This is a genomic window from Mycobacterium sp. (assembly GCF_965229105.1).
GTDB lineage: Bacteria > Actinomycetota > Actinomycetes > Mycobacteriales > Mycobacteriaceae > Mycobacterium.
In genome coordinates this window covers 152,783-177,194 of the sequence record NZ_OZ245858.1, presented here as the reverse complement: position 1 = coordinate 177,194, position 24,412 = coordinate 152,783, and the positions used below count along the sequence as shown (strand labels likewise).

General features: G+C 64.5%; 22 protein-coding genes. 12 read left to right on the top strand and 10 right to left on the bottom strand.

From position 1 onward, the window contains the following. The first annotated feature begins 38 nt into the window (after positions 1-38). Positions 39-566 (top strand): hypothetical protein, encoded by a 528-nt coding sequence (locus ADBZ9O_RS00835; RefSeq protein WP_526527593.1) that lies wholly within the window; start codon positions 39-41, stop codon positions 564-566. Here ADBZ9O_RS00835 and ADBZ9O_RS00830 read toward each other — a convergent pair. From ADBZ9O_RS00830 to ADBZ9O_RS00820, 3 genes are all read right to left on the bottom strand, one after another. Next, entirely contained in the window at positions 563-1,789 is a 1,227-nt protein-coding gene (locus ADBZ9O_RS00830) for an MFS transporter (protein WP_526527592.1), read from the bottom strand. The genes ADBZ9O_RS00835 and ADBZ9O_RS00830 overlap by 4 nt on opposite strands. Before the next feature lie 75 nt (positions 1,790-1,864). Continuing rightward, a complete protein-coding gene (locus ADBZ9O_RS00825) occupies positions 1,865-2,752 on the bottom strand; it encodes a LysR substrate-binding domain-containing protein (RefSeq protein WP_526527591.1) in 888 nt (295 codons plus the stop codon). Positions 2,753-2,787: 35 nt separating this feature from the next. Next, positions 2,788-3,924 carry a GGDEF domain-containing protein gene (locus ADBZ9O_RS00820; RefSeq protein WP_526527590.1) on the bottom strand — a complete coding sequence of 379 codons (1,137 nt, stop codon included), beginning with the start codon at positions 3,922-3,924 and terminating at the stop codon, positions 2,788-2,790. A 360-nt stretch (positions 3,925-4,284) separates the two neighbouring features. Between ADBZ9O_RS00820 and ADBZ9O_RS00815 the strand changes: the two genes are divergently transcribed. Then, positions 4,285-4,926, top strand: coding sequence for a TetR/AcrR family transcriptional regulator (locus ADBZ9O_RS00815; protein ID WP_526527589.1), 642 nt, complete (start codon positions 4,285-4,287; stop codon positions 4,924-4,926). A gap of 46 nt (positions 4,927-4,972) precedes the next feature. Here ADBZ9O_RS00815 and ADBZ9O_RS00810 read toward each other — a convergent pair whose 3' ends face one another. From ADBZ9O_RS00810 to ADBZ9O_RS00785, 6 genes are all read right to left on the bottom strand, one after another. Next, positions 4,973-5,212: a hypothetical protein gene (locus ADBZ9O_RS00810; protein WP_526527588.1), complete on the bottom strand. Its 240-nt coding sequence runs from the start codon at positions 5,210-5,212 to the stop codon at positions 4,973-4,975. Between the two features lie 232 nt (positions 5,213-5,444). Next, positions 5,445-6,935, bottom strand: a complete 1,491-nt coding sequence (locus ADBZ9O_RS00805) for an AMP-binding protein (RefSeq protein WP_526533756.1) — start codon at positions 6,933-6,935, stop codon at positions 5,445-5,447. Further along, on the bottom strand, positions 6,932-7,705 hold the full coding sequence (locus tag ADBZ9O_RS00800) for an SDR family NAD(P)-dependent oxidoreductase (protein ID WP_526533754.1): 774 nt from the start codon (positions 7,703-7,705) through the stop codon (positions 6,932-6,934). Before ADBZ9O_RS00800 ends, ADBZ9O_RS00805 begins: the two co-directional genes overlap by 4 nt. 2 nt (positions 7,706-7,707) lie before the next feature. Next, positions 7,708-9,288, bottom strand: coding sequence for an AMP-binding protein (locus ADBZ9O_RS00795; protein ID WP_526527587.1), 1,581 nt, complete (start codon positions 9,286-9,288; stop codon positions 7,708-7,710). Next, a complete protein-coding gene (locus tag ADBZ9O_RS00790) occupies positions 9,285-10,028 on the bottom strand; it encodes a GntR family transcriptional regulator (RefSeq protein ID WP_526527586.1) in 744 nt (247 codons plus the stop codon). The genes ADBZ9O_RS00795 and ADBZ9O_RS00790 overlap by 4 nt, the downstream gene beginning before the upstream one ends. 5 nt (positions 10,029-10,033) lie before the next feature. Continuing rightward, positions 10,034-11,785 (bottom strand): SMP-30/gluconolactonase/LRE family protein, encoded by a 1,752-nt coding sequence (locus ADBZ9O_RS00785; protein WP_526527585.1) that lies wholly within the window; start codon positions 11,783-11,785, stop codon positions 10,034-10,036. Between ADBZ9O_RS00785 and ADBZ9O_RS00780 the strand changes: the two genes are divergently transcribed. The 10 genes from ADBZ9O_RS00780 (at position 11,786) to ADBZ9O_RS00735 (ending at position 23,633) form a co-directional block, all read left to right on the top strand. Further along, positions 11,786-12,670 (top strand): SDR family NAD(P)-dependent oxidoreductase, encoded by an 885-nt coding sequence (locus ADBZ9O_RS00780; RefSeq protein ID WP_526527584.1) that lies wholly within the window; start codon positions 11,786-11,788, stop codon positions 12,668-12,670. Next, on the top strand, positions 12,670-14,031 hold the full coding sequence (locus tag ADBZ9O_RS00775; protein WP_526527583.1) for an aromatic ring-hydroxylating oxygenase subunit alpha: 1,362 nt from the start codon (positions 12,670-12,672) through the stop codon (positions 14,029-14,031). Before ADBZ9O_RS00780 ends, ADBZ9O_RS00775 begins: the two co-directional genes overlap by 1 nt. Before the next feature lie 64 nt (positions 14,032-14,095). Beyond that, positions 14,096-15,277: an LLM class flavin-dependent oxidoreductase gene (locus ADBZ9O_RS00770; RefSeq protein WP_526527582.1), complete on the top strand. Its 1,182-nt coding sequence runs from the start codon at positions 14,096-14,098 to the stop codon at positions 15,275-15,277. Next, entirely contained in the window at positions 15,274-17,118 is a 1,845-nt protein-coding gene (locus tag ADBZ9O_RS00765) for a flavin-containing monooxygenase (protein ID WP_526527581.1), read from the top strand. The genes ADBZ9O_RS00770 and ADBZ9O_RS00765 overlap by 4 nt, the downstream gene beginning before the upstream one ends. Beyond that, complete coding sequence (locus tag ADBZ9O_RS00760; protein ID WP_526527580.1) at positions 17,115-18,053, top strand: SDR family NAD(P)-dependent oxidoreductase; 939 nt, start codon at positions 17,115-17,117, stop codon at positions 18,051-18,053. The genes ADBZ9O_RS00765 and ADBZ9O_RS00760 overlap by 4 nt, the downstream gene beginning before the upstream one ends. Next, positions 18,046-19,260 (top strand): CaiB/BaiF CoA transferase family protein, encoded by a 1,215-nt coding sequence (locus tag ADBZ9O_RS00755; RefSeq protein ID WP_526527579.1) that lies wholly within the window; start codon positions 18,046-18,048, stop codon positions 19,258-19,260. The genes ADBZ9O_RS00760 and ADBZ9O_RS00755 overlap by 8 nt, the downstream gene beginning before the upstream one ends. Before the next feature lie 8 nt (positions 19,261-19,268). After that, complete coding sequence (locus ADBZ9O_RS00750) at positions 19,269-20,441, top strand: acyl-CoA dehydrogenase family protein (RefSeq protein ID WP_526527578.1); 1,173 nt, start codon at positions 19,269-19,271, stop codon at positions 20,439-20,441. Between the two features lie 5 nt (positions 20,442-20,446). Continuing rightward, on the top strand, positions 20,447-21,367 hold the full coding sequence (locus tag ADBZ9O_RS00745) for an acyl-CoA dehydrogenase family protein (protein WP_526527577.1): 921 nt from the start codon (positions 20,447-20,449) through the stop codon (positions 21,365-21,367). Beyond that, positions 21,364-22,563, top strand: a complete 1,200-nt coding sequence (locus tag ADBZ9O_RS00740; protein WP_526527576.1) for an acyl-CoA dehydrogenase family protein — start codon at positions 21,364-21,366, stop codon at positions 22,561-22,563. The genes ADBZ9O_RS00745 and ADBZ9O_RS00740 overlap by 4 nt, the downstream gene beginning before the upstream one ends. Continuing rightward, positions 22,563-23,633 carry an acyl-CoA dehydrogenase family protein gene (locus ADBZ9O_RS00735; protein ID WP_526527575.1) on the top strand — a complete coding sequence of 357 codons (1,071 nt, stop codon included), beginning with the start codon at positions 22,563-22,565 and terminating at the stop codon, positions 23,631-23,633. Before ADBZ9O_RS00740 ends, ADBZ9O_RS00735 begins: the two co-directional genes overlap by 1 nt. Here ADBZ9O_RS00735 and ADBZ9O_RS00730 read toward each other — a convergent pair. Continuing rightward, a complete protein-coding gene (locus ADBZ9O_RS00730) occupies positions 23,630-24,373 on the bottom strand; it encodes an SDR family oxidoreductase (RefSeq protein ID WP_526527574.1) in 744 nt (247 codons plus the stop codon). The two genes, ADBZ9O_RS00735 and ADBZ9O_RS00730, sit on opposite strands and share 4 nt — an antisense overlap. Positions 24,374-24,412 lie beyond the last annotated feature (39 nt).

Below are 24,412 nucleotides of genomic sequence, written 5' to 3'. Positions count from 1 at the left end.
AGTGTCACGCTCGTACTCCAGCATTGGAAGGGAGAGAGATGACCCTGCAATTGTCTGACGCGTCTGATGTGCAGGTGCTCGTCGGCCGGCCGCTCAAGTATCAGCTCACAGTGGTGGGTTCGACCGTTGCCGATGTGGTGACCTCCGCAGGCGGCTGGCTCTTCGATCGTGCGATGGCCGGCTGGGAGGTCAACGTGTTGATCGAGGAGACCGACGGGATGCGTCCGCTGGAAATTCTGGGAGCGCGCTGCGTTGAGCGCGACGCCGCCCTGGGAGCGATGAAGAGGACGACACATCCCCACGCGCTGGCGGTTGCCACCGGTGTCTTCGACAGCGACGAACGGGTGCGGCAACTGGTCCTTGGCTCGCTGCGCCGGGGTTCGACCGAGCTCAGCTTCTGGGGGGCAGGTGCGCCCAGCGAAATTGATCGGGCGGTCTCTGCTGTGGAACACCCGCTGACGGCCGCGGCAAGAGTCTTCAAGGCCCACGCCTTGAGCGCCGCGGTACGGGCAGAGCCGGCCAGCACCACGGAAACCTTCTTCCGTGGTGGCAGGTCGTTTCGCTAGTCGCGACCCAAGATCACGGCCGCACCGGTGGCTGCGACCACGGCCAGGATCAGGATCATGACGGCCACGCCCGGCCAGCCGTAGGCGTCGAATGCGACGCCGCCGAACCAGCCGAAAACGCTTGATCCGCCGTAATAGAACAAGTTATAGAGCGATGAGGCTTGCGCCTTGCCCACGGTGGCTTGGCTGCCCACCCATCCGGATGCGATCGCATGGGCCCCGAAGAAGCCTGCGGTGGCAATCACCAAGCCGACCAACACGATAACGGCGTTCGAACTCAGCGTGATCGCGACGCCGATGATCATGATCGTGATCGAGGCCAGCAGAATGTTCTTGCGGCCGAACCGGGTGGCTTCGGCACCGGCGCGCGACGACGCCCATGTCCCGGCCAGGTAAGCCAGGAAGACCAGGCTGACGATGGTCTGCGGCAGGTGGAATGGCGCGGCGCTCAACCGGAAGCCGAGAAAGTTGTACAGAGCCACAAAGCCGCCCATCAACAGGAAGGCCTGTGCGTAGATGGCCAGCTGGCGCGGTGACCGCAGGTTGGCCGCCAGCCCGCGAATCACCCGGCTGCCGGCACGGCCTTTGGACGGCGCGAAACCCCTTGGCTGTGGGGCCAGTTTGACAAAGCCGACCGCGGCAACACCGCACAGCACCGCAACGGTGAAGACACCGGCGCGCCAGTCCAGGATCTCGGCGATCGGGCCGGCGACCAACCGGCCGAGCAGGCCGCCGATGGTAGTGCCGCCGACGTAGGTGCCCGCTGCTCTGGCGGCGTGCTGCGGGTCGACCTCTTCGGTCAGATAGGCCACCGCGATGGCAGGCACACCGGCTACCGCGAAACCCTCGAGCGCGCGTCCGAGCAGGAGCATTTCGTAGCCAGGTGCGAACGGAACAAGGAGGCCGAGCACAGTCGCGGCGACCACTGAGATCGATATCGCCCGCACCCTGCCGATGCGGTCGGCCACCATCGACCAGGGAATGACACCGATGGCGAGCCCGATGGTCGCTGCCGAGACGGTCAGCGCCGCGTCGGCCGCGCCAATCCCGAGTGCCTCGGATATCTGCGGTAACACCGCCTGCGGTGAATAGAGCTGGGCGAATGTCGCCACCCCTGCGCAGAACAGGGCACCGAGGAGGCGCCGGTAATCACTCGAACCTCTGGGGTGCCCGCCCCAGTCGAGGTCGCTCGCCGGTGCACCCGAAGGAGTTTCGATGGACATCAGCTCGACGCTAAGGCGCCCGTTCCGATGTGTCTAATGCATAGCTTTGTAGATGATGATGCGCTTAACGCATGACTACTGGTGGGGGCGGCCCGTCGTCTTGACGAAGTCGCGAAACCGTTCGGCGGCGGGCGGCAACGCTCGCTCGCGCATCCACGCGACCCCGACCCGCCGCTTGGCGCCGGGGTGGGACAGCGGGACGTACACACACATCGGCTCCCCTCGATCGGGGCGTGGGACCGGAACCACCGCGACGCCGAAACCTGCGGCGACCAGACCTTCCATCGTCGGGATCTCCATCGCCTCGAACACGATCCGAGGCCGGATGCCGGCCTCGGTCCACAGTTCGTCCGTCAGTTCGCGTAGGCCGAACCCGTCGCCCAGTGCAATGAACGGTTCATCGGCGGTATCGGTCAGCCGCAGACTGGCTCTGCTGGCGAACCGGTGACCACGCGGTACCACCAGGCACAGTCGCTCGACGTAGAGCTGATGCCAGGCGAATGCGGGCCCCTGCGGCTGGGGAGAGAGGATGGCGAGGTCGGCCCGACCACTGAGTAGCTGTTCGGAAACTTCGTGCGCGGCGCCCTGGTGCAGCTCAAATGCAACCCTTGGTGCATCAATTCTGAACTGTCGCAACAGATCTGGGACCAGCCAACTCGCCAGGGAATGTAGGAAGGCCAGTCGGACTGTGCCGCTGTCGGGGTCGCGCAGTGCTGCGATGCGTTCAGTCGCCAACTCCATTTCGGCAATGCTGCGGCGAGCGTGCTCCAGCATGATCTGACCGTAGGCGTTGAGGCGCAGCCGCCGGTTGACGCGGTCGAAGAGCGGGGTGCCGGCCTGGTGCTCAAGCCGGCTCAGCGCGCGGGACAGGGTGGGCTGGGTGACCCTCAGCTGCGCGGCGGCATCCGTGACGTGTTCGGTCTCGGCGAGGACGACGAACCAGCGGAGCTCATTGAGGTCCACGGGCCGATGATACGGCGGTCATCAAGCGTCATCTTTCAAGCGTCATCGTCGAACCGGTCCCAGGTGTTCTTGTCGTTCAACACGGTTGGCGTGGCGCACACGATGGTGCGGGCCATATTGCCCCCGGCCCGGCGAGCGCCGGACATCGCCCCTTCGGCGATACCGACCAGCTCGTCCATCAGATCGTGGGGTGGGCAGTCCGCCAGTCCGCGCATGGGTGTTGCCACGACGCCGATACTTGCGGTCAGGCGCGGTGGGGTAGTGGCGATGGCACCGCGGACCCGCTCGACCAGCGGGCTGGCGTCGGTGGTGGCGAAGGTGTCCGCGATCAGGAATTCCGCCTCGCCGATATGGGCGACGATGGCGTTGCTCCTGGTGGTTTCGCGCAGCGTCTGGGCCACCGCGACCCTGGCCCGGTCACCGGAGACCCGGCCATCGGTGCCCGTCAGCAGGGTGAAGTTGTCCAAGCTGATCAGCACGATCACCAGGTAACAGTCATCGATTCTGGCCCTGGCGGCGACGAACTCACCCGTGGTCCGGTAGAAGGCTTCGCGATTCAGCAGGCCGGTGAGCGGGTCTATTTCGGCGTTGAGCACATTGATGCCGAGCAGGTGCACCGCGGCCTGACTGGCGAACGGGACGGACAAATTGGCCACGGCAACGATAGCCAGCGCACATGCCGCCAAGACCGGGTCCTCTTCATCGGCCAATCTGAGCGTCAGGATGATCGCCGTCGTCGCTGTCACAGCCAAGTTGAAAACCAGGTAGCGGGCGGTGTGAAAGAAGGCGATGTACCCGGCCAGGGCAGCGAATGCGGTGGTGCCGAACAGTCCTGCGATCGGACTTGACTGAACCAGACACGACACCGCGATGCACACACTGATGGCCAGCACGTACGCCCCGGACCAGCCGCGCGTCGGCCATGTGTTCCGCGACCACAGCAGGGCCGTGAGTGTGCAGCACAACGCAACGCCAACACCGAGGAGCCGAGCTTGCCAGCCAGCAGGTCCGTTGGGGCTGAACAACATGGCGAACGCAATGGCGCCAATTCCGAAGGTGCACAGTGCCACCACGCGGCAGGTGGCGTGTTGCGCTCCGCGTGAGGTCAGGAAAGCGGTCAACCAATAGAAATGGTCCGGCAGCTGCCACCACCGACGCAACGTGCTGATCAAGTTGCGCCTCCTGAGTAGGCAGGTACCGCCGTATTGCTCCAGGAACGAACCCAGAAGACCCCGTTTGGCCAAAACGATACCAACCGTCGCGTATCTAGGTAAGGGCCAGAATGCAAAAAAATTCCTGCTAATCATGTTGATTTCTTATTACTTTGAATAATTCGCGGGCGCACATGTCTTGAATTCAACTGACATTATTTTGAATGGCCGCCGAGAGTTGTTTGTCTGCATCGGATCTGAGAATCGCCCGCACCCTGGGCGCAGGTGTTCGCGGCCCGCAGTGCCTCCGGACGGTGCCTTGGGTTCCACGCCAGCTCGGATTGGACGAGATGTTCCAATAATTAGCGTTACAGTTGGGTGGTGTCGGCGCAGGATGATCAGTCGCCGCGACCGAGACTCACCTCGCGGGGCGCGGCCACCCGCAGTCGAATCGTCGGTGCGGCCGCCGAGTTGATGCACGTACAGGGTGTCGCCGCCACGACGATCGACGACGTGTTGGCGGCCAGTGCCACCAGCAAATCGCAGTTCTACCAACACTTTGACGATAAGGCCGAACTGGTCTACGAAGTGATCACGCTGCGCGCCGACGAGATCTTGAAATGGCAGCGGTTACGGCTGGAGAAGGTCGACTCATTCCGCGGCCTGTACCAGTGGCGCGACGCGATGGTGCAGCGCTGCGTCCTGCGGCGTGGGCTGTGGGGTTGCGAGTTGGGTTCGTTGGCCGCGGAGTTGTCCGATACTGATGACCGGGCCAGGGCCTCGCTCAACGAGCATTTCGGGCAATGGCGACAGATGTTGGCCGATGCCCTGGAACGGATGCGCGACGGCGGCGTGCTGAGCACGAAAATCAACGCTTCGGCGCTGGCCACGGGGCTGCTCGCCGCCGTAGAAGGCGGTTATCTGCTATCGCAGACGGCCCACGACCCCCGGCCCATGCAAACGGCCCTGAATATGGCAATCGACCACATCGGGGCATTCCGAGTGGCCGATTCTTCCGTGTGATCCCGGCTGTCTGGACCTGACGGACCAGACAGCCGAGACCTTCGCGTCAGTTGTCGCCGGGGATGGCGGTCGCTGGCGTCGGCGCCTTGACCGTCGGGCTGAACTTATTGCCGCCATTGGGGTCTAGACCCTTTTCGGTTGGTGTGGCCGACGGCGCCGTCGTTGTCGTGGTAGTCGTTGGGGTGGAGGGGCTTTCGGTCTTGTCGCTGCCGCAAGCGGCGGTCAGCGCACCCAGTCCGACGATGGCAATTGCACCGGCGGTGGCCGCCAGGCGACGTGACTTCATGTTTGTGGTCCTCTTCGGATAGCGGTTGACTCGATTTCGTGCCAGAGCTAAACTGAACTATATAGTCCAACTTCAGCTTCAGTCAACGCCTCGATTGCTGATAACGGTGTTTCAGGCGTACCCACTAGTCCATCGCAATGGTGGGAATGATTGGCAGCCCCAGAACCGTCGAGTGTGCGTCCAGGTCCTCCTGTCGCGGAAGGCTTGCCCGGGCGCACACTCGGCCCTGGTCTCAGGCCCGCTGGCTGGATCCGGACTCAAGACGTTCGCGCAGTGCGCGCTTGAGGACCTTGCCGTAGCTGTTCTTCGGCAACTCGTCGACGAACTCGTAGCGTTTGGGCCGCTTGAAGCGGGCGATACGTTCCAGCAGGTGCGCATCCAGTTCGGCCGGGGCCACCTCTCCGACGATGAAGGCCACCACGATCTCACCCCAGTCGGTATCGGCTGCACCGACGACACATGCTTCGGTCACGGCGGGATGTTCGAGCAGAACCTCTTCGACCTCGCGGGGATAGATATTGCTGCCACCGCTGATCACCACATCTTTGGATCGGTCACGAAGGGTCAGGTAGCCGCGCGCGTCGAAACAGCCCATATCGCCGGTGTGCAGCCAGCCGTCCTGGATGGTCTCGGCCGTGGCGGCCGGGTTGTTCCAGTAGCCGGTCATCACCACGTCGCCTCGGCAGACGATCTCGCCGATCTCGCCGATGCTGGCTGATGTTCCGTCAGGCCGATGGACGGCAACATCGACGCCGGACCGCGCGTAACCGACCGAGCCCAGGATCACGTCGTCGGCAGCGAGATGATCGACTCGGCGTAGGCCTGTGATGGTCATCGGGGCTTCGCCCTGACCGTAGAGCTGGGTGAAGATCGGCCCAAAGGCCGCCAGCGCCTTCTTGAGGCTGTCGACGTACATCGGTCCGCCGCCGTAGATGATGGTGCGGAGCTGGCCGGGCCGATGCCTGCCGGTGTGAACGAGTCGCGCCACCATGGTCGGCGCCAAGAAGGTGCTGCAGCCGGGATGGTGGTCGCAGAGATCGAGGAACTCGTCGGGTTCGAACGCCCCTGATTCCGGAATCACCTGCCGGGCGCCGCGCAGGACGTACGGGGCGATGTACAACCCCGAGCCATGGGACATCGGCGCTCCGTGGACAAGGCTGGCGTTCTCGTCCGGTGTATCGAAATCCGCCAGATGCGCCACCGTCATCGCCATCAGGTTCCGATGGGACAGCATCGCGCCCTTCGATCGACCGGTTGTGCCACTGGTGTAGAACAGCCAGGCCAGCGTCGCGGCATCGGTGATCGGTGGAGTCGACGGCGCATGAGCGAACCGCCGTTGGTAACCGTCTGCGGTGACGTCTTCCACCGGGATATCGGTCGCCGGTGCCAGTGCGGTGCTGATCTTGGCCGACGCGAAAACCACAGCGGCGCCGGCATCGTCGAGAATCTGCGTCATCTCGCGGACGTGAAGTTTGGCGTTGATCGGTACCACGACGCATTCGGCTGCCCATATCGCGAACATGAGTTCGACGATCTCCGGCCGGTTCTCACTGGCGATCGCAATCCGGGCGCCTACCGGGGCCGACTGTCGAATGGATGTCGCGAGTCGCAATGCCCGCTCGCGTAATTCGCCCCAGGTGTGGATCTGGCGTTGGCCGTGAAATACCGCGCCGCGGTCGCCGAAGCGAGCTGCAGCCTGGTCGAGAAGCGCGAAGAGGTTCAACGCGCCCGCCATTCCGAGCTCAGCGCGAAATCGGAGAGGAACTTCGTCGAACTCCAGCCACCGTCCACCACGATGGTCTGTCCGTTGATGAAACTTCCTCCCGGTGAGCACAGGAACGCCACGGTGCTCGCAATATCGTCGACCCGGCCCAATCGTTGGTGGGGGGTCATCTCGGTGTTGATCTTGCGGAAGCGTTCATCGTCGAGCCGCTGGGCGACCATCGGGGTCACGGTGACACCGGGGGCCACTGCGTTACAGCGGATGCCCTGTGCGCCGTACTGGCACGCGATATGGGTAGTCAAGGCGGTCAATCCGCCCTTGGCGGCTGAGTAGGCGCCGCCGCGCAGCCCGCCGACCACCGCGAAGGTGGATGTCACGTTGATGATCGCCGATCCCGCAGGCATGTGCGGGAGAACATCGCGGGCCAGCCGGAAGGGTGCCCGCAGCATCAAACCGAGGAAATAGTCCAAGGTTTCGTCATCGGTTTCGTGCAGCGGTTTGGGGCTGCCGACGCCGGCATTGTTGATCAGGAAGTCGATGTGACCCCAGCGTTCGAGCGCGGCGGCGACGATGCGCTGCGGCGCCTCGTCGTGAGTCAGATCGACTGCGACGGTGGCGACCCGATCAGGATCGCCGATCGCCGTCTCCAGTTCCAGTAACCGGGTGGCGTCGCGCCCGGCGCCGACGACGGCCATTCCCATCTCGGCCAGCTTGGTGGCACAGCCGAAGCCGATACCGCTGCTGGCGCCCGTCACTACCGCCACCTGCATGCTCAACCACCCACCTTCGTCGAATCGTCCGACAGCGCCGCCCTGATCTGATGTTTCAGCACTTTCCCGGCATCGTTCTTCGGTAGCGCAGCCCAGATCACCACCTGCTCAGGAACTTTGAAGATCGCCAGGCCGCGAGCCAGGAGCAGATCACGCAGGTCCGCCAGCTCGGGAACCGCCGCGGCAGTGGGCACGATGACCGCACAGGCGCGCTCTCCGGTACGGGCGTCGGGCAGGCCGACGATGGCGATCTCGGCGATACCGGGGTGCCCGGCGAGGATGTCCTCGACCTCTTTGGGGGAGATGTTCTCGCCATTGCGGATGATGATGTCCTTGGCGCGGCCCGTCACCACCAGATAGTCGTCGTCCACCCACTGTGCCAGGTCGCCGGTGCGAAAGTACCCGTCGTCGTCAAAGGATGCGATTCCGTCCTCGGGGTGCAGGTAGCCGAGCAGCATTTGCGGACCACGGGCACAGATCTCTCCGGCGCCGGCGCCAGTGGCCAGCCTGATCTCCGCGATGCCGGGTTTACCGTCGGTATCGGCGGCGTGGTCGGCGTCCTCGCGGGCTGTGCAACCGACGGTGGTCACTGGAACCTCGGTGGACCCATACACCCGGGTGACCACGGCCTTCTCGAAATATGCTGCGGCCCTGCGGATCAACCTCGGCGGCACCGAGGCGCCACCGCAGATGAACACCTTGAGGGCGGGGAGCCTGGTGCCTGCCGCGGTGGCGGCCGTCAGTAACTGATCGAGGAACGGCGTGGCACCCGCCATATGTGTACACCGTTCGGCCACCATCAGATCGACGGCGTCTCCGGCATCCCAACGGTCCATCAGTACCGCGGTGGTCCCCAACAGTAGGGGGCACTCGAACGCGTAGATGGAGCCGCCGATATGGGCGATCGGCGACGGCACGAGAAACGTGTCGCCGTGTTCGATCAGCCAGTGCTCGCCGATCTGACTGATCAATGCGTGAATCGAGTTATGGCTGTGCAGTACACCTTTGGGTCGCCCCGTGGTACCGGAGGTGTACATGATCATCCGAACGGCGTCGGCGTCCAGCTCGGGTAGCAGATGGCTGGCGGTGGTTCCGGCGAACAACGAGGGATACCCGGTGTGCTCGGCCGAATCGCCTCGGACGATGACCACCTCTGGAGGGGATGCCAGCGTAGCGACCACACGGGTGAGCATGGCGGCGTAGTCGTGGCCGCGGAAGGTGTTCGGCACGAATATCATTGCACTGTCGACATCGTCGAGGATGAACCGCAGTTCGTGGTCGCGCAGAGACGGCAGGATCGGATTCACCGCCATCCCGGCCAACGTGGCACCGAGATAGATGACGGCCGCTTCATGCCAGTTGGGCAGCATGAACGACACCACGCTGCCGGGTGTCATCCGGTGTAGCAGGGCCTGGGCCAGCTCGGTGGCGCGGGCCTGCAGGGTCCGACAGTCCAGACGATGCTCGCCGTCGACGATGACCTCCCGTAGGGGAGTGTCCCTGGCCGCGGCGCGCAGCGAGTCGGCAAGCGTCCCAACAACCCACAATCCGCGGGCGTAGGCATCGGCTGCGCGGGACGTCACGCCTGTCCCTTCACCCTCCGCAGTGTCATCGAGTGACGAAAGCGGGATGCGGGATGAGTGTTGATGGTCACCTGGGCGATCTCGCCATCGGAGGTTTTGTAGGTCCGGTGCACTTCCACTGCGGGTGAGCCCGCCGGGACGTTCAGGCGCCCGGCGAGTTCCGGAGTCACCAGCACCGCGCCGATCTCCTGATACACCTCGACGACACTGACACCGAAGAGATCCTCGATCAGCGGGAAGATGGGGCCGCTGTGGCGTTGCAGCAGCCGCCCGACCGCGGCGTAGGCACGGTTGATGTAGTACTCGGTCCAGCAGTGGGTGTATTCGGCACCTACCGCCTGCCGGAAACCGAGCACGGTCAGCCACTGCTCACCCGCGGTGAGCCCGGTGCGCTCGGCGAGATCGGTATCCAGCGTGACCATCCGGGTCGATTCGATATCGAGACCGGCTCCGCTGGCGAACGCCAACAGATCGTTGATCGTCATGTTGTCCTGGGCATAGGAGCTCACGGCGACACGCGGCACCACCACGGTTCCCGCACGGGGCCGTGATGACACCAGGTTGTCCTCCCGAAGTCGGCGCAGTGCTTCCCGGACGGTGTATCGGCTGACGGCGAAGCGGTCACAGAGCTCGTGTTCGGTGGGCAGCTGCGAGCCGACGGGGTACACCCCGTCCACGATCTCCTTGCGCAGAGTGCGGGCCACCTGCAGGTAGCGGTGATCGGCGGGACTGACAGTCACGGTGCTCAGGTCCGCCGCAGCGCGAGGACGCTGCCTTCGCCATCGGCAGAGACATACAACGTGCCGTCAGGTCCGGCCGCGATGCCGGCGAAGGGCCCCTGCGGACCAGAGAAAGGCGGCATTCCCTTGAGTGGCTTGGGGTTTACTCCCGGGGGCGACCCGATGGGCAGGCCGGATGCGATTGTGGTGCGCTGGCCGCTGGACAGGTCGACGGCGATCACCGCTTTTTCGCCCGCGTCGACGATGAGCAGCTGCCCGTCCACGGCCACTACGCCCTGCGGGCGTTGCAAACCATCCACCACCGTTTCGACTCCTTTGCCCACGCCCGTCAACCGGACCACGCGCCCGGTGTCGGCGACCAGCACCGCCCCGTCGGGGGTGACAGTCATCCCGACCGGCTCGTCCAGGCCGGCGGCGAGTACCTCGATCCCACCGGAGCCGTCAGCGGCCACCGACACCACGCGTCCAGCGCCCTGTTCGACTGCCACCACCGCGCCAGGTATCAGGGCCAGGCCATAGAGCTGGTCGAAACCGTCTGCAAGATAGTCGCATTCGTTGGCGTCCGGTCGATACCGGGCGATCTGGCCGCCCGAGGTGGTCACCACGAACTCCCCAGGACCCGACGGAACCACGCCGCGCAGGAAGCCCGGATAACCCGGTGAGAACAACATCGCCACGGTCTTCAGATCGCCGGTTCCCCTCCCAGGGGTGAGTGCATAGAAGTAGGTTCCGTCGGCAATAAAGACACGGCCGTCGACGCCCACCGCCACATCCAGCGGCCAATTCAGCGCACCGGGGAGTGTCGTCCTCGTTGCGCCGTCGTCGAGGATCTCGGTGATTTGACCGGTGAAATTCGAGACGAAAAGCCTTGCTGCCGAGCCAGACCCGACGATACTGCAGTTGTCCAGGCCCGGTGTCAGCTGGGCCAGCACCGTCTGTGCGCCGGTGCGGGGGTCGATGCGCAGCACCTGACCGCTGGCCACCTGCGTCGAGATGATGAAACCGTCGGCGTCGAACTTGACCGAATCCGGGACGCCGAGCCCGGCTGCGACAACGTGCGGGGCACAGAGCTGCGCGTCGTCAGGATCGATGCGCCAGATCTCGTTGGCGCCCATCACCGGGAAGTAGAGCAGTCCGTCGGGCCCGACCTCCATGGCATTGGGCGACGGCACGTTTTCCAGCAGCACCCGCGGCGGCCCGCCGGCCAGGTCGAACTCCAGCAGCCGGCCATCTTCGCGGCATTCGCCGACGAAGAGCCTGCCGTTATCAACGGTGATGCCATTCGCGGAGGGGATATCGTCGCGCAGCACGCGGGTGGTGCCCCCGGTGTCGCGCACGCTCACCCGGCCGTCCATCACCTCGGTGGCGAACAGGTTGCCCTTCGCGTCGAAGGCGAGATCATCGGGCGCGATGATATCGCCGCCCTTGGCGCTGATGGTTTCCACGTCGCCGGTGGTCAGATCCAGTGCACTGATCTGGCTACCGGTCACCTGTGCGATGAAGAGACGGCCGTCGGGTCCGGTGCGCAACCCGTTGGCGCCGAACAGTCGGCTCGGTGCCACGACTCGCTCGAGCTGCCACCCGTCGGCGGTGCGCAGCGATGTCGGCGCCGCGTAGCGAGTCTTCTGTCCGCCGTTCACGCGTCGGACGATATCAAGGACGAGTGGTCCAGACAATAGGTGGTCGAACGCTGGGATCCGGTCTTGACGGTGGCATTGTGCCTGCGGAATAGTGTTCTTCAATTGGTAGAACATCATATGTTGTCCGGACAATTACGAGAGCGGGATGCGGTTGTGCTGGAAGGTCTGCTCGGCTTGTCCGGTCGCGTCGTCGTGGTATCCGGCGCGGGCGGCGGGGGTATCGGCACGACGGTCACCGCGATGGTTGCCGAGGCGGGCGCCACCGTGATCGCCGTCAGCCGGTCACAGGAGAACCTCGACGAGCATGTCGTCCCGCTCGCGCAGCGCGGGCTCGCCGTCATCCCGGTGGCGGCTGACGCATCCACCGACGACGGCATCGCGACGATGATGGAGCAGGTCCGGCAGACCGACGGGGATCTCTACGGATTGGTGAATGTCGCAGGCGGGGCCGCACCGTCGACCTGGATGCCGGCGACGCGGGTGACCCGGTCCGACTGGCGTGATCTGTTCACCGCCAATCTCGAGACCGCGTTCTTCACCAGCCAAGCGGTGGCCGCCGAGATCAGGGCGCAGGGCAACCCGGGCTCGATCGTCTCGATCTCGTCGATCAGCGGCCTCAACACCGCGCCGTTCCACATCGCCTACGGCACCGCGAAGGCCGCCGTGGTGGCGATGACACGCACGATGGCCCTCGAATTGGCCACCGCCGGTATCCGCGTCAACGCCATCGCCCCCGGCGTGACGGCGACGGCAGCCTCCGAGGCCTACGTCGACCCTGACCCCGACCGTGACCGAGCCGCCATCGCGATCGGGCGCCGCGGCAGGCCCCACGAGCAGGCCGGCGCCATCCTGTTCCTGCTGTCGGAGATGTCGAGCTATGTCACCGGCCAAACCCTGCTGGTCGACGGCGGGCTCGACCTGAAGTGGAGTCACCTCGCCGCCGACCACACCTCACTGTTCTTGAAAGACGAAACCTTCCGCGACGAGATCAGGAGGACCTGATGACAGATCTGGAGGACAAGGCCGAGGTACTGGCCACCCCGACAACGATTCCGGTGCAGGCGTACACCTCGCAGGCCTACGCGCGGGCCGAGCGGGACAAGTTGTGGCGCAAGGTCTGGCAGCAGGTCGGTCGTGTCGAGGAGATCCCGGAGGTCGGGAGTTATCTGACCTACGACATCCTCGACGACTCGATCATCATCGTCCGAACAGGCGCGCACACCTTCAACGCACACCACAACGTCTGCATGCACCGTGGCCGGCGCCTCGTCGATGTCCCAGCGGGTGCCAAGAACGCCTGCGACAAAACCAGGAAGTCGTTCGTCTGTGGATTCCACGGCTGGGCTTACGGTTTGGACGGCGCCTGCACCCACATCCGCGAACAGGATGACTGGCAGGGCGCGTTGACACCCGCCAACACCCACCTCGCCCATGTCAACGTCGACACCTGGGGCGGTTGGTTGTTCATCAATATGGACACCGATCCAGAACCCTTGGCGGACTACCTGTTTCCGGCGGCGAAGATCCTCGACCCTTTCGGGTTGGAGAACATGCGCTTCAAGTGGCGTAAGTGGCTCAATTTCGACTGCAACTGGAAGGTGGCGCTGGAGGCCTTCAACGAGACCTACCACGTGTTCACCACGCACCCCGAGTTCAACCAGTTCGGCGAGTTCAAAGGCTGGGCCAAGGCCCAGGGTCGGCACAGCAACATCGGCTACGACGCGCCAAAGGGGATGGACGAGACCAAGTCCAAGATCCGGCTCGGCTCAGGCGACCCGCGCATCTCGACCGCAGAAATGCAGGTCTACACCATGGCGGAGACCAACGCGACCACCACGCAGACGCTGGTGAACGCGGCCAAGCGCCTCGTCGACGAACTGCCGGAGGGCACCCCGGCCGATAAGGTCCTCGAGCACTGGCTGACCTCGGCGCGTAATGACGATGCGGCGCGCGGCGTCATCTGGCCGACCATTCCTGCCGACGTCCTCGGCCAGAGCGGCACCGCCTGGCAGATTTTCCCCAACTTCCAGATCGGCCAAGGGCTGACCAGCGCGCTGTGCTACAGCGCCCGGCCCGATCCCAGCTATGACCCGGATAAGTGCATCTTCGAAGTGGCGGTGTTCGAGCTGTATCCGAAAGGGGAAGAGCCGCAGACAGAATGGGTGTACACACCGGTAGGTGACCCGAATTGGCTTTCGGTGCTGCCGCAGGACTTCTCCAATATGGCCGCGGTCCAACAGGGCATGAAATCGCTCGGCTTCCCCGGCACCAAACCGAACCCGTACCGCGAACGAAGCACCGTCAACCTGCACTACCAGCTGTCGAAATACATGGGCACCGGCGAGCCCGAGGATCTCACGTGATTTCGGCGTGCATAGCCGCGCTCAGCGCGGGTTTCCGCGCCGAAATCGGACGAAAGGACACACCATGAAAGTTAATTTGGGTACCGGGGCGCAGAACTCACATGACTGGGATCGCGTGCTGGCCGGGAACTTCAGCAGCCCGTCGCAGACGCCGGACTGGCAGTGCGTCGAAGGTGCGCTGGCCCTGGGTGATCTGGCCGAACCGCTGGGATACGACGGCATCTGGTTCCCCGAGCACTGCGGTACGCCATACGGCATGACGCCCAACCCGATTCAGGCGCTGACCTATTTCGCCGGGCGCACCGAACGGGTCAGCCTTGGCACCTTCGTCGCCGTCGCGCCATGGTGGAATCCAGTCCGCCTCGCGCACCAGATCGCCTACCTGGACATCGTGTCCAAGGGTCGGTACAACACCATCGGGATCGGGCGCGGGGTGTCGAAATCGGAGTTCGACGCCGTCGGCGTGCCTAGGGAGGAGAGTCGCGAGCGGTTCAACGAGTGTCTGGACATCCTGGAACTCGCCTTCAGCGGCGAACGCTTCTCCTATGACGGAGAGATCTTCTCATTCCCGGAGATGTCTCTGCGTCCCGAGCCTTATAGCAAGGACCTGTTCTCGCGGATCTACAGCTCGTCTTCGACCGCCGAATCGTTGGAGATTCTGTCCCGGCGCGGAATGGTGCCGCTGTTTGTCGGCAACAAGCCGATCTGGGATGCCGGCGCAGAAGTACGGAAGGTCAACACTTTCCGCAAAGAAGAGGGTTTCGAGCCGTGTCAGCCCAAGAACGTGATGTTCATGTATTGCACTCCTGATGAGCCGGATGCTACGCAAACCGACGAGTGGATTTGGACAGCCAACCGGGACGTCAACGTGCACTATGGTTTCGCGGATGCGTCGAACTTCGTCGGCGTCAAGGGATATGAGGCCTACGCCGCCCGCGAAGCCGGTGCGACGGCCCTTCTTGCCGAGGCCGTCCAGGGCAAGCCGGAGCCGAGCACCAAGAAGCTGCCCGGCTACCACGCGTCGAATCTGCTGATCGGCACCCCGGACACCATCTTCGAGAAGCTGAAAGCGGCTCAGGAAGCGTGCTCGTTCTCCGAGGTGTGCATCGTTCCTCAGTTCGGCACAATGCCGTACGCCGACGGGATCGAGAGCGTCAAGCTGTTCGCCCGTGAGGTGCTGCCCGCCGTGCACGAGATGGCCGCACCCCTGCACGAGGCCGCGCTACCCGCGGAGGCGCTGGCATGACAGCCGCTGGCACCTGTGGCCCGACGGATACCCCCACCGACATCGATATCGACACACTGCGCGAGAAGTATCGCGTGGAGCGTGAAAAGCGTTTACGCACAGAGGGGTCGCGGCAGTACGTCGAGACCGACCACGAATTCGCCGGGTTCGCCGAAATCGATCCGCATACCCCGTTCGTCGAACGCGACCCGATTGACGCCGATATCGACGTCGCCGTTCTCGGCGGTGGCTTTGCGGGACTGCTGGCCGGTGCGTATCTGAAGAAGGCCGGTGTCGACGATGTGCACATCATCGAACAAGGTGGCGACTTCGGCGGGGTCTGGTACTGGAACCGCTACCCCGGAATTCAGTGCGATAACGAATCCTATTGCTATGTACCGTTACTCGAAGAGCTGAACTTCATCCCGAGCAAGAAGTTCGCCGACGGTGCCGAGATCTATCAGCACTGCCGCAATATCGGCAAACACTTCGGCCTCTACGACGGGGCCATCTTCTCCACCCAGGTCCGCGAACTGCGCTGGGACGAGGAGCGCAAGCGTTGGCAGATCACCACCAACCGCGGCGACGATATCCGGGCCCGCTTCGTCGTGCTGGGCTCGGGATCGTTCAACCGGCCGAAATTGCCAGGAATCCCGGGGATTACGGATTTTGGCGGGCACATCTTCCATTCCTCCCGCTGGGATTACGACTACACCGGTGGGGACGCCGCAGGCGGCTTGCACAAGCTCGCCGATAAGAAGGTGGCGCTGATCGGAACCGGCGCCACCGGTGTCCAGTTGGTGCCGTACCTCGGCCGGGATGCCGAGCACCTCTACGTCTTTCAGCGCACACCGTCGACGGTCGATGAGCGCAACAACACCCCGACCGACCCGCACTGGGTCAAGACACTGCAACCTGGCTGGCAGAAGGAGCGGCAGCGCAACTTCCACGCCTGGACGTTCGAGGGGATGGCGCTGGGTCAGCCGGACTTCGTCTGCGACTTTTGGACCGAACTCGGCCGCAACACCGCGGCGCGGGTCCTGGCACTACCCGACCCGGCGTCGATGACCCCCGAACAGTTCATGAGTCTGCGGGAGGAAGAAGACTACAAACTGATGGAGCGGCTGCGCCGCCGCATCGACGGTCTGGTCGACGACCCTGAGACGGCCGAGACGCTCAAACCCTTCTACCGATTCCTCTGTAAGCGACCATGTTCCAACGATGACTACCTGTCGACGTTCAACCGGCCGAACGTCACGCTGGTCGACGTCTCGGATGCCAAAGGCGTCGAGAAGATCACCGCCGCCGGGATCGTCGCGGGCGGCAAGGAGTACGACGTCGACTGCATCATCTTCGCCAGTGGTTTCGAGATCACCACGGAGATCAGCAGGCGGTATGCGATCGATGCGATCAATGGCCGCGACGGGTTATCGCTCTACCAGCATTGGGCGGATGGGTACAAGACGCTGCACGGGCTGACCAGCCGCGGCTTCCCCAACCAGTTCTTCACGGGTTTCACCCAGGTGGGGATCTCGGCGAATATCGCCGCGAACTACGAACTGCAGGGTGAGCACATCGCCTATGTCATCGCCGAAGCGCTCAAGCGTGGTGCCACCACCGTCGAACCCACCCAGGACGCCCAGGATGGCTGGTGTGCCACCATCCGCGAAAACCTGATCGACAACTCGGCATTCGACGCCGAATGCACGCCGGGTTACTACAACAACGAAGGCGGCGGCGGAGGAGAGGGGATTCGGTCGCACCTCGGCGAGCCCTACGGCCCCGGTTTCTATGCCTTCGGTGATCTGCTGAGGGAATGGCGCGACAAGGGCGATCTTGAAGGGCTGGAGCTCGGCGCGTGACCTCTGAGTTGAGGTTTGACGGCCGGGTCGCGGTCGTCACGGGTGCTGGGCGCGGGCTCGGTCGCGAGTACGCGCTGCTGCTGGCTTCGCGCGGTGCCAGCGTGGTCGTCAACGATCTCGGCGGGAACCTGATCGGTGACGGTTGCGATACCGGTCCCGCTGATCAGGTGGTGGCCGAGATCAGGGCCGCCGGCGGATCGGCGGTGGCGTCAACCGACTCGGTGGCCACCGCCCAGGGTGGTACGGCCATCGTGGACGCCGCCCTGGCCGCCTTCGGTCGCGTCGACATACTGATCCACAACGCGGGCAATGTCCGGCGCGCGCCACTGGGTGAGATCTCCTACGAGGACTTTGCCGCCGTGCTCGACGTCCACCTGCGGGGCGCGTTTCACGTTGTCCGACCGGCCTTTCCGCTGATGTGCGAGGCAGGCTACGGACGGATCGTGCTGACCTCGTCGATCGGCGGCCTGTACGGCAACCACGAGGTGGTGAATTATGGCGTCGCCAAGGCGGGCATCATCGGACTGTCCAACGTCGCCGCCATCGAAGGTGCCGCCAGTGGCGTCACCAGCAATGTCATCGTGCCTGCCGCGGTGACCCGGATGGCCCAGGGGATCGACACCTCGCTGTACCCGCCGATGGGTCCGGACCTGGTGGCACCCGCGGTGGCATGGCTGGCCCACGAATCCTGTTCCATCACCGGTGAAATGCTGATCGCCATCGGCGGCCGGATCGCTCGGGCCGTCATCGCCGAATCGCCAGGTGTGTACCAGCCGTCATGGTCCATCGAGGAGGTGGATGCGCAGATGGCTGCCATCCGGGACATGACCGAACCGGTGATCTTCCCCGTGGTGCCCGATGGTCATGCCGATCACATTCGGTTCAGCTTCGAGATGGCGGCCGCGGCCGGCGCAAAGGGAGCAGACCATGGCTAGTCCGGCAACCACGGCGGGACCACTGGGCGGTATCCGTGTCATCGACCTGACCGCCATGGTGATGGGCCCGTACTGCACCCAGATCATGACCGATATGGGCGCCGACGTGATCAAGATAGAACCGCCTGCGGGGGATAACACCCGCTACATCTCTGTCGGTCCAGCACCGGGGATGAGCGGTGTCTTTGTCAACGTGAACCGCGGCAAGCGCAGTGTGGTGCTGGATCTGCAGTCCGAGGAAGGCACGTCCGCCCTACGGTCACTGATCACCACCGCCGATGTGTTCATCCATTCGATGCGGGCCAAGGCCGTCGCGAAGCTCGGATTCGACTATGAGCGGGTCTCCGCGATCAACCCGGCGATCATTTACACCAACTGCTACGGCTACGGCAGACGCGGCCCTGATGCCGACCGGCCCGCCTACGACGACACCATCCAGGCGGAATGCGGACTACCCGCTGTCCAGGAGCAGCTGACCGGCGAGGCCAACTATGTCGGCACGATCATGGCCGATAAGGTCGCCGGCCTGACCGCGTTGTACGCCACGATGATGGCGCTGTTCCACCGTGAGCGGACCGGCGAGGGGCAGGAAGTCGAGGTCAGCATGTTCGAGACGATGGCCTCGTTCATGTTGGTCGAGCATGCCAACGGGGCGATGTTCGATCCGCCCCTGGGCCCGGCGGTCTATCCGCGCACGGTGGCACCCAACCGACGGCCGTATCGCACCAAGGACGGTTATATCGCCGTCCTGATCTACAACGACAAGCATTGGAATGCGTTCATGACCGCGGTCAACCCGCCGTGGGCCAGTGACCTGTATGCGACCCTCGAACGGCGCGCGCGGCAGATCGATGCCGTGTACGGCCTGGTGGCAGAAACGCTGCTGGAGCGCACCACCGACGAATGGCTGGCCCTGTTCCGCGAGCTGCAGATTCCCGCCGCGCCGCTGCGCACCCCCGACGCCTTGTTCGACGATCCGCACCTCAATGCCGTCGGATTGTTCGAGACGGTGCAGACTCAACACGGCCCGGTTCGGTTTCCCGGTGTGCCGACCTGGTTTTCGCGTACGCCCGGGCATGTCCGTGGGTACGCGCCGGAGCTGGGTGCCGATACCGACGAAGTGCTCGCGGAGCTGGGGCTCGCCATCCCTGACGATGAAGTCGTGCACGATGAAGTGCACGCCGAACCCGCGCTCGGGTCGGGATAGGACAGCCCATGGACTTCGACATGGGTGAGCGTGCCACCGCTCTGCGCGCCGAGTTACGTGCCCTGGTGCGTGATCATATGCCCGCCGATTTCGTCGGCGCCTTCACCGACAACCCCGCGGATCTGGAAGCGGCGCAGTCATTCTGCCGCGTCCTGGCCGATAAGGGGCTGCTGTGTCTGTCCTGGCCCACAGAGTTCGGCGGCGGCGGTGCCTCCGCGTGGGAACAAACCGTGGTGCGCGAAGAGATGTGGGCGCACCACGAACCACGCGGGGCGCAGTACATGGGTGTCAACTGGGTGGGCCCCATCATCATGCGCCACGGCACAGCGGAGCAGCAGCGTCGCCATCTGCCGCCCATCGGTCGCGGCGAAGTGATTTGGTGCCAGGGCTTTTCGGAGCCGGAGGCCGGCTCGGATCTGGCCTCGCTGCGAACCACGGCACGTCGTGCCGAAGACGGTTCAGCCGGCTGGTTGATCAGCGGACAAAAGATCTGGACGTCCTACGCGACGATGGCGCAGTGGTGTTTCCTGCTGGCCAGGACAACCAAATGGGATCCCGCGGGTGGGCGCAAGAAACAAAGTGGACTGACAATTTTCCTGGTGCCGATGTCCGATCCGGCAATCCAGGTGCGTCCGATTCGCGCCATGATGGGCCCGCATCACCTCAACGAGGTGTTCTTCGACGATCTGCGGGTGACCGAGGCAGATGTGCTCGGCGAGATCGACGGCGGTTGGTCGATCGTGCAGGATGTGCTGGCGTTTGAACGGGTCGGCATTGCCAGATATGCCCGTTGCGAACGGCTTCTGGCCGCAGCACCCGATGTACTCGGTCCGGCGTGGGACCAGCTGCCGGAAGCCCTGCGCAACAGGTGGACCCGGATGTTGATGCACTGTCGCCGCGCCCGGCTGCTCGCCTACCGGCTGGTCGATGTGCAGAGCTCGGGGCGGGTCAAACCGGCGGACGCGGCCGGGTATCGGATCGCGGTGACCAAACTGGACCAGGACAGTGCGGAGGTGCTGATGGAGATAGCGGCCGCCGCACCTGCCGACGGAGAGCCTGCTCGCTTCTTCCGTCACGAGGTCGAAGACCATTGGCGCTACTCGCAGGCCGCCACGGTGTCATCGGGAAGTATTGAGATGCAACGTATTCTGCTGTCGCGGGCGATGCTGGCGGGCCTCTGATGGCGATGAGACTCGACCTCAGCGGCGAGGCTGCCGAGTATGGGCGGCTGGCGGTGCGGGCATTCGAAGCCGCCGGTGGAGACCGACTGGTCCAGGACGCCGAAGTCAAACCCGAGGGCAGGGAAGCTCTGGTGGCGCCGGTCCTGGCCGAGCTGGGGGCCTGGGATCTGGAGGCGCGCTCCGACGGCGACTCGCTGGAAGCGGCCGCCGCCCTGTGCCGGGCCGCCGGTTACTGGGCACTGCCGTATCCAGTGGCCGAACGGCTGGCGAAACCGGCGGACCTCGATGTCGACGGTCTGGTTGTCATTGCCGATAACGCCCCGGCCGGAATACTTGCTGGCCTCGAAGGTCGCTGGGCAGCAGTGACTTTGACCGGCCGCCGCAGCACCGTGGTTGGCACCACGACGATGGGCCCGGCCTTCACGTCCGGGTTGCGGCTGTCAGCGATCGACGATGCCGGCGCCGACGATATTTCGCTGGGACTGGTGCTGCCCTGTTGGACATTGCTCGGCATGCTCGACCGGGCGATCGAGCTGACCACCGCGCATGTGCAGTTGCGCAGGCAGTTCGGCCAGCCCCTGGCGTCGTTTCAGGGTGTGCAGTTCCAGCTGACCGACGCCGAAGTCGAACGCAGCGGCCTGGAGGTGCTGGCCAAGTATGCGCTATGGAGTTGCGGATCGGAACAGCAAGCAGCACTTGATGATGCGTTGGCGTTGCGGCTAGCGGCTATCGAGGCGGCTGAAGTGGTCTTCCGGGTGTGCCATCAGTTGCACGGTGCGGTCGGCTTCTGCGATGAGACCACGCTATCGTGGCTGTCGCGCTACAGCCAACCGCTGCGGCGGCTGCCGCTGGGGCTTTCGGCCACCAGCGATGCCCTGACCCGAAGGGTCGGCAGGCGCGGCCTCACCGGATTGTTCACCTCGTGACCGCAAGCCTCGAGGCGTTCCGCGCTGAGGTGCGGGCCTGGTGTGCGCAGCACGTGCCCACCGATTGGCGACAAACCCAGACCGACGTCAACGACGGTGAATTCGTGGCCTTCCAGAAGGCCTGGTTCGACGAGTTGCATGAGGCGGGATTCGCTGTGCCGCACTGGCCGCGGGACTGGGGCGGCGGAATGTCGGTGGCCGAGCAGATCATCCTGTACCAGGAACTGGCAGCACATGACGCTCCCCGGTTGGTGCTGGCTTTTGTCGGGATCCATCATGCGGCGTCCACGCTGCTGGTGGCCGGTACCGACGAACAGCGCCACCGGCACCTGCCTGCGATCCTCGGCGGTGAGATCTGGGTGCAGGGATTCTCCGAACCCGAGGCGGGTTCGGACCTGGCGTCGCTGCGGACGACCGCACGTCGGGACGGCAACGAGTTCGTCGTCAACGGCCAAAAGCTCTGGGCCAGCGGCGGTCTGCACGCCGACTGGTGTCTGCTGCTGGCCCGCACCGATCCGACCGCACCGAAACGCAAGGGTATTTCGTATTTTCTGATGGATATGGCGACACCGGGCATCGATGTTCGGCCCATTCGGAATGCCATCGGTGAGTCGCACTTCTGCGAGATTTTCCTCAATGATGTGCGGGTCCCGGCCACCAACCTCGTGGGTGCGGAAAACGCAGGCTGGCAGGTGGCCCAGGCCACGTTGGGCGCAGAGCGCGGTATGACGATGCTTGAGCTAGCGGAACGACTTGGCAATGCCGGATTCCGTTGGCTGGTGGACGAATGCGCGCGCGCCCGCCCGTCGGGACGGCCCATCGACGACCATGCGGTGCAGGATCGATTGGCTCAGTTCGAGATCGAGATCAGTGGGCTGCGGGGGTTGTGCCGCAGATTGGTGGAGAGCAGCGAAGAGGGGGCGACGGGTAAAACCGGCCCCGCCGATGCATCGATCGTCAAGCTGTTCTACAGCGAATTGCTTCAGCGCCTGACCGACTTCGGGGCCGAAATCGCGGGACTGGCCGCCCACACCCAGCTCGCCAAGCCGATGTCGAGCGGCTGGGAATCGGGTTCCTGGGTGCTCGATTTCATCGGCTCCTGGGAGTGGACCATTCCAGGCGGGGCCAGCGAAATCCAGCGCACCATCATCGGTGAGCGTGGCCTCGGTCTGCCCCGGGAACCGAGCGCCGTCTGATGGCGGGCGATTTCGACGATATTCACGATGAACTGCGTTCGGTCGCAGGTGATCTGTTGGCCAAGGGGGGTGGCGCAGAGCTGGCGTGGCCGGTGCTGGCCCAAGCCGGCTGGACCGGGCTGGAGGTACCTGACCGACTCGGTGGCGCGGGGGTAACATTCCGCGAGGTCGCCGTCATCGCAGAGGAACTGGGCCGGGCTGCGGCCACCAGTGCTTATCTGGGAAGTGCTGTGCTCGGTGTAGCTGCGTTGACGGCATTGCAGGCCAACCCTTCTCGTGACGAGCTGTTGTCTCAGATCGCCGCGGGAACAGCACGCGTTGCGGTGGCACTCTCGCCTGATCACGAGACCGCCTCGGCCGATGCGCCGTTCACCGTCATCGACAGCTCCACCGGATGGCAGCTGAACGGGCGGTCGGATTTCGTTCCTGACGCTCAGGGGGCAGACCAATTACTGCTGCTGGCTGCCGATCCCGACGGGACGCCGGTGATCGTCGCCGCACCCGCGGACACCCTGGCGGTGACGGCCCGACCCGCGCTCGACGAAACCCGGCGACTGGCATCGGTCACGGCCGAGGCCGTCGATACCGCCGCAGCATCGGTGTGGCGTTTCGACGGTGATCCGGCGGCCGGCGTGCGGGGGCTTGTCGACCGAGCGGCCATCGCCATTGCCTGCGACAGCTTAGGCGTCGCACAGGCCATGTTGACCGCAACGGTGGCGTATGCCGGTGTGCGGCAGCAGTTCGGCCGACCCATCGGGTCGTTCCAGGCAGTCAAACACTTATGCGCCGACATGCTGGTGCAGATCTCGGTGGCCCGCCAGCTCGTCGACGCCGGGATCGGCGCGGTCGCCGACGGTGACCCCGATGCAGGCACCACGGCGTCGATGGCCAAGGCCTACGCGTGTGCGATGGCAGTCGATGTGGTCGGAACCGCCATGCAATTGCAGGGCGGTATCGGCTACACCTGGGAAAGCGGCGTGCACGCCTACCTCAAGCGGGCCGCACTGAACCGGTCACTGTTCGGCTCGCCCGCAGCGCATCGCAGGCGGCTCGCCCAGCGCTACCTCTAGAAGAGGTCCTTGTGCGGCACATCGGTGGTCAGGCCGCCGTCCATGATGAACTCGCTGCCGGTCGCGTATGACGACTCGTCGCTGACCAGGAAGATCACAAAGGTCGACACCTCTGGGGATTGCCCGGGCCGGCCGAGGGGAGTGGTGACCATATCTTCGGGGAAATGCTTGGTCATCGGCGTGCGGATGAAGCCGGGATGGATCGAGTTGACCCGAATATTGAACTTACCCAGCTCGATTGCCGCAGATTTGGACAGACCGCGGACGGCCCATTTCGACGCCACATAGGGGTGCACCATCGGCGCCCCGCGCAGACCTTCGATCGACGAGACGTTGATGATCGACCCGTTCCCCGCGGTCTTCATCGACTCGACGACGGCCTGCATGCCCAGGAAGGTGCCGGTCAGGTTGACGTCGATGACCTTCTGCCACTTCACCATGTCGAACTTGCCGATCTTGCCAAGTGCAACGATCCCGGCATTGTTCACCAGCGAGGTGAGTCCACCGAATTCGGTATTGGCCACCGCGACCGCGGCATCCCACTGGTCAGCCTCGGTGACATCGAGGTGCACGTAGCGTGCGGCGTCCCCGAGCTCATCGGCGAGTGCCTGACCCTTATCGTCGAGAATGTCGCCGATCACCACCTTGGCGCCCTCGGCGACGAGCATCTGCGCGTGCGAAGCGCCCATCCCCTGTGCACCGCCACTGATGAGTACGACTTTTCCGTCCACGCGTCCCATGACCGGTCAGGCTACCGCAAGCCAAAAATGGAACTAGAA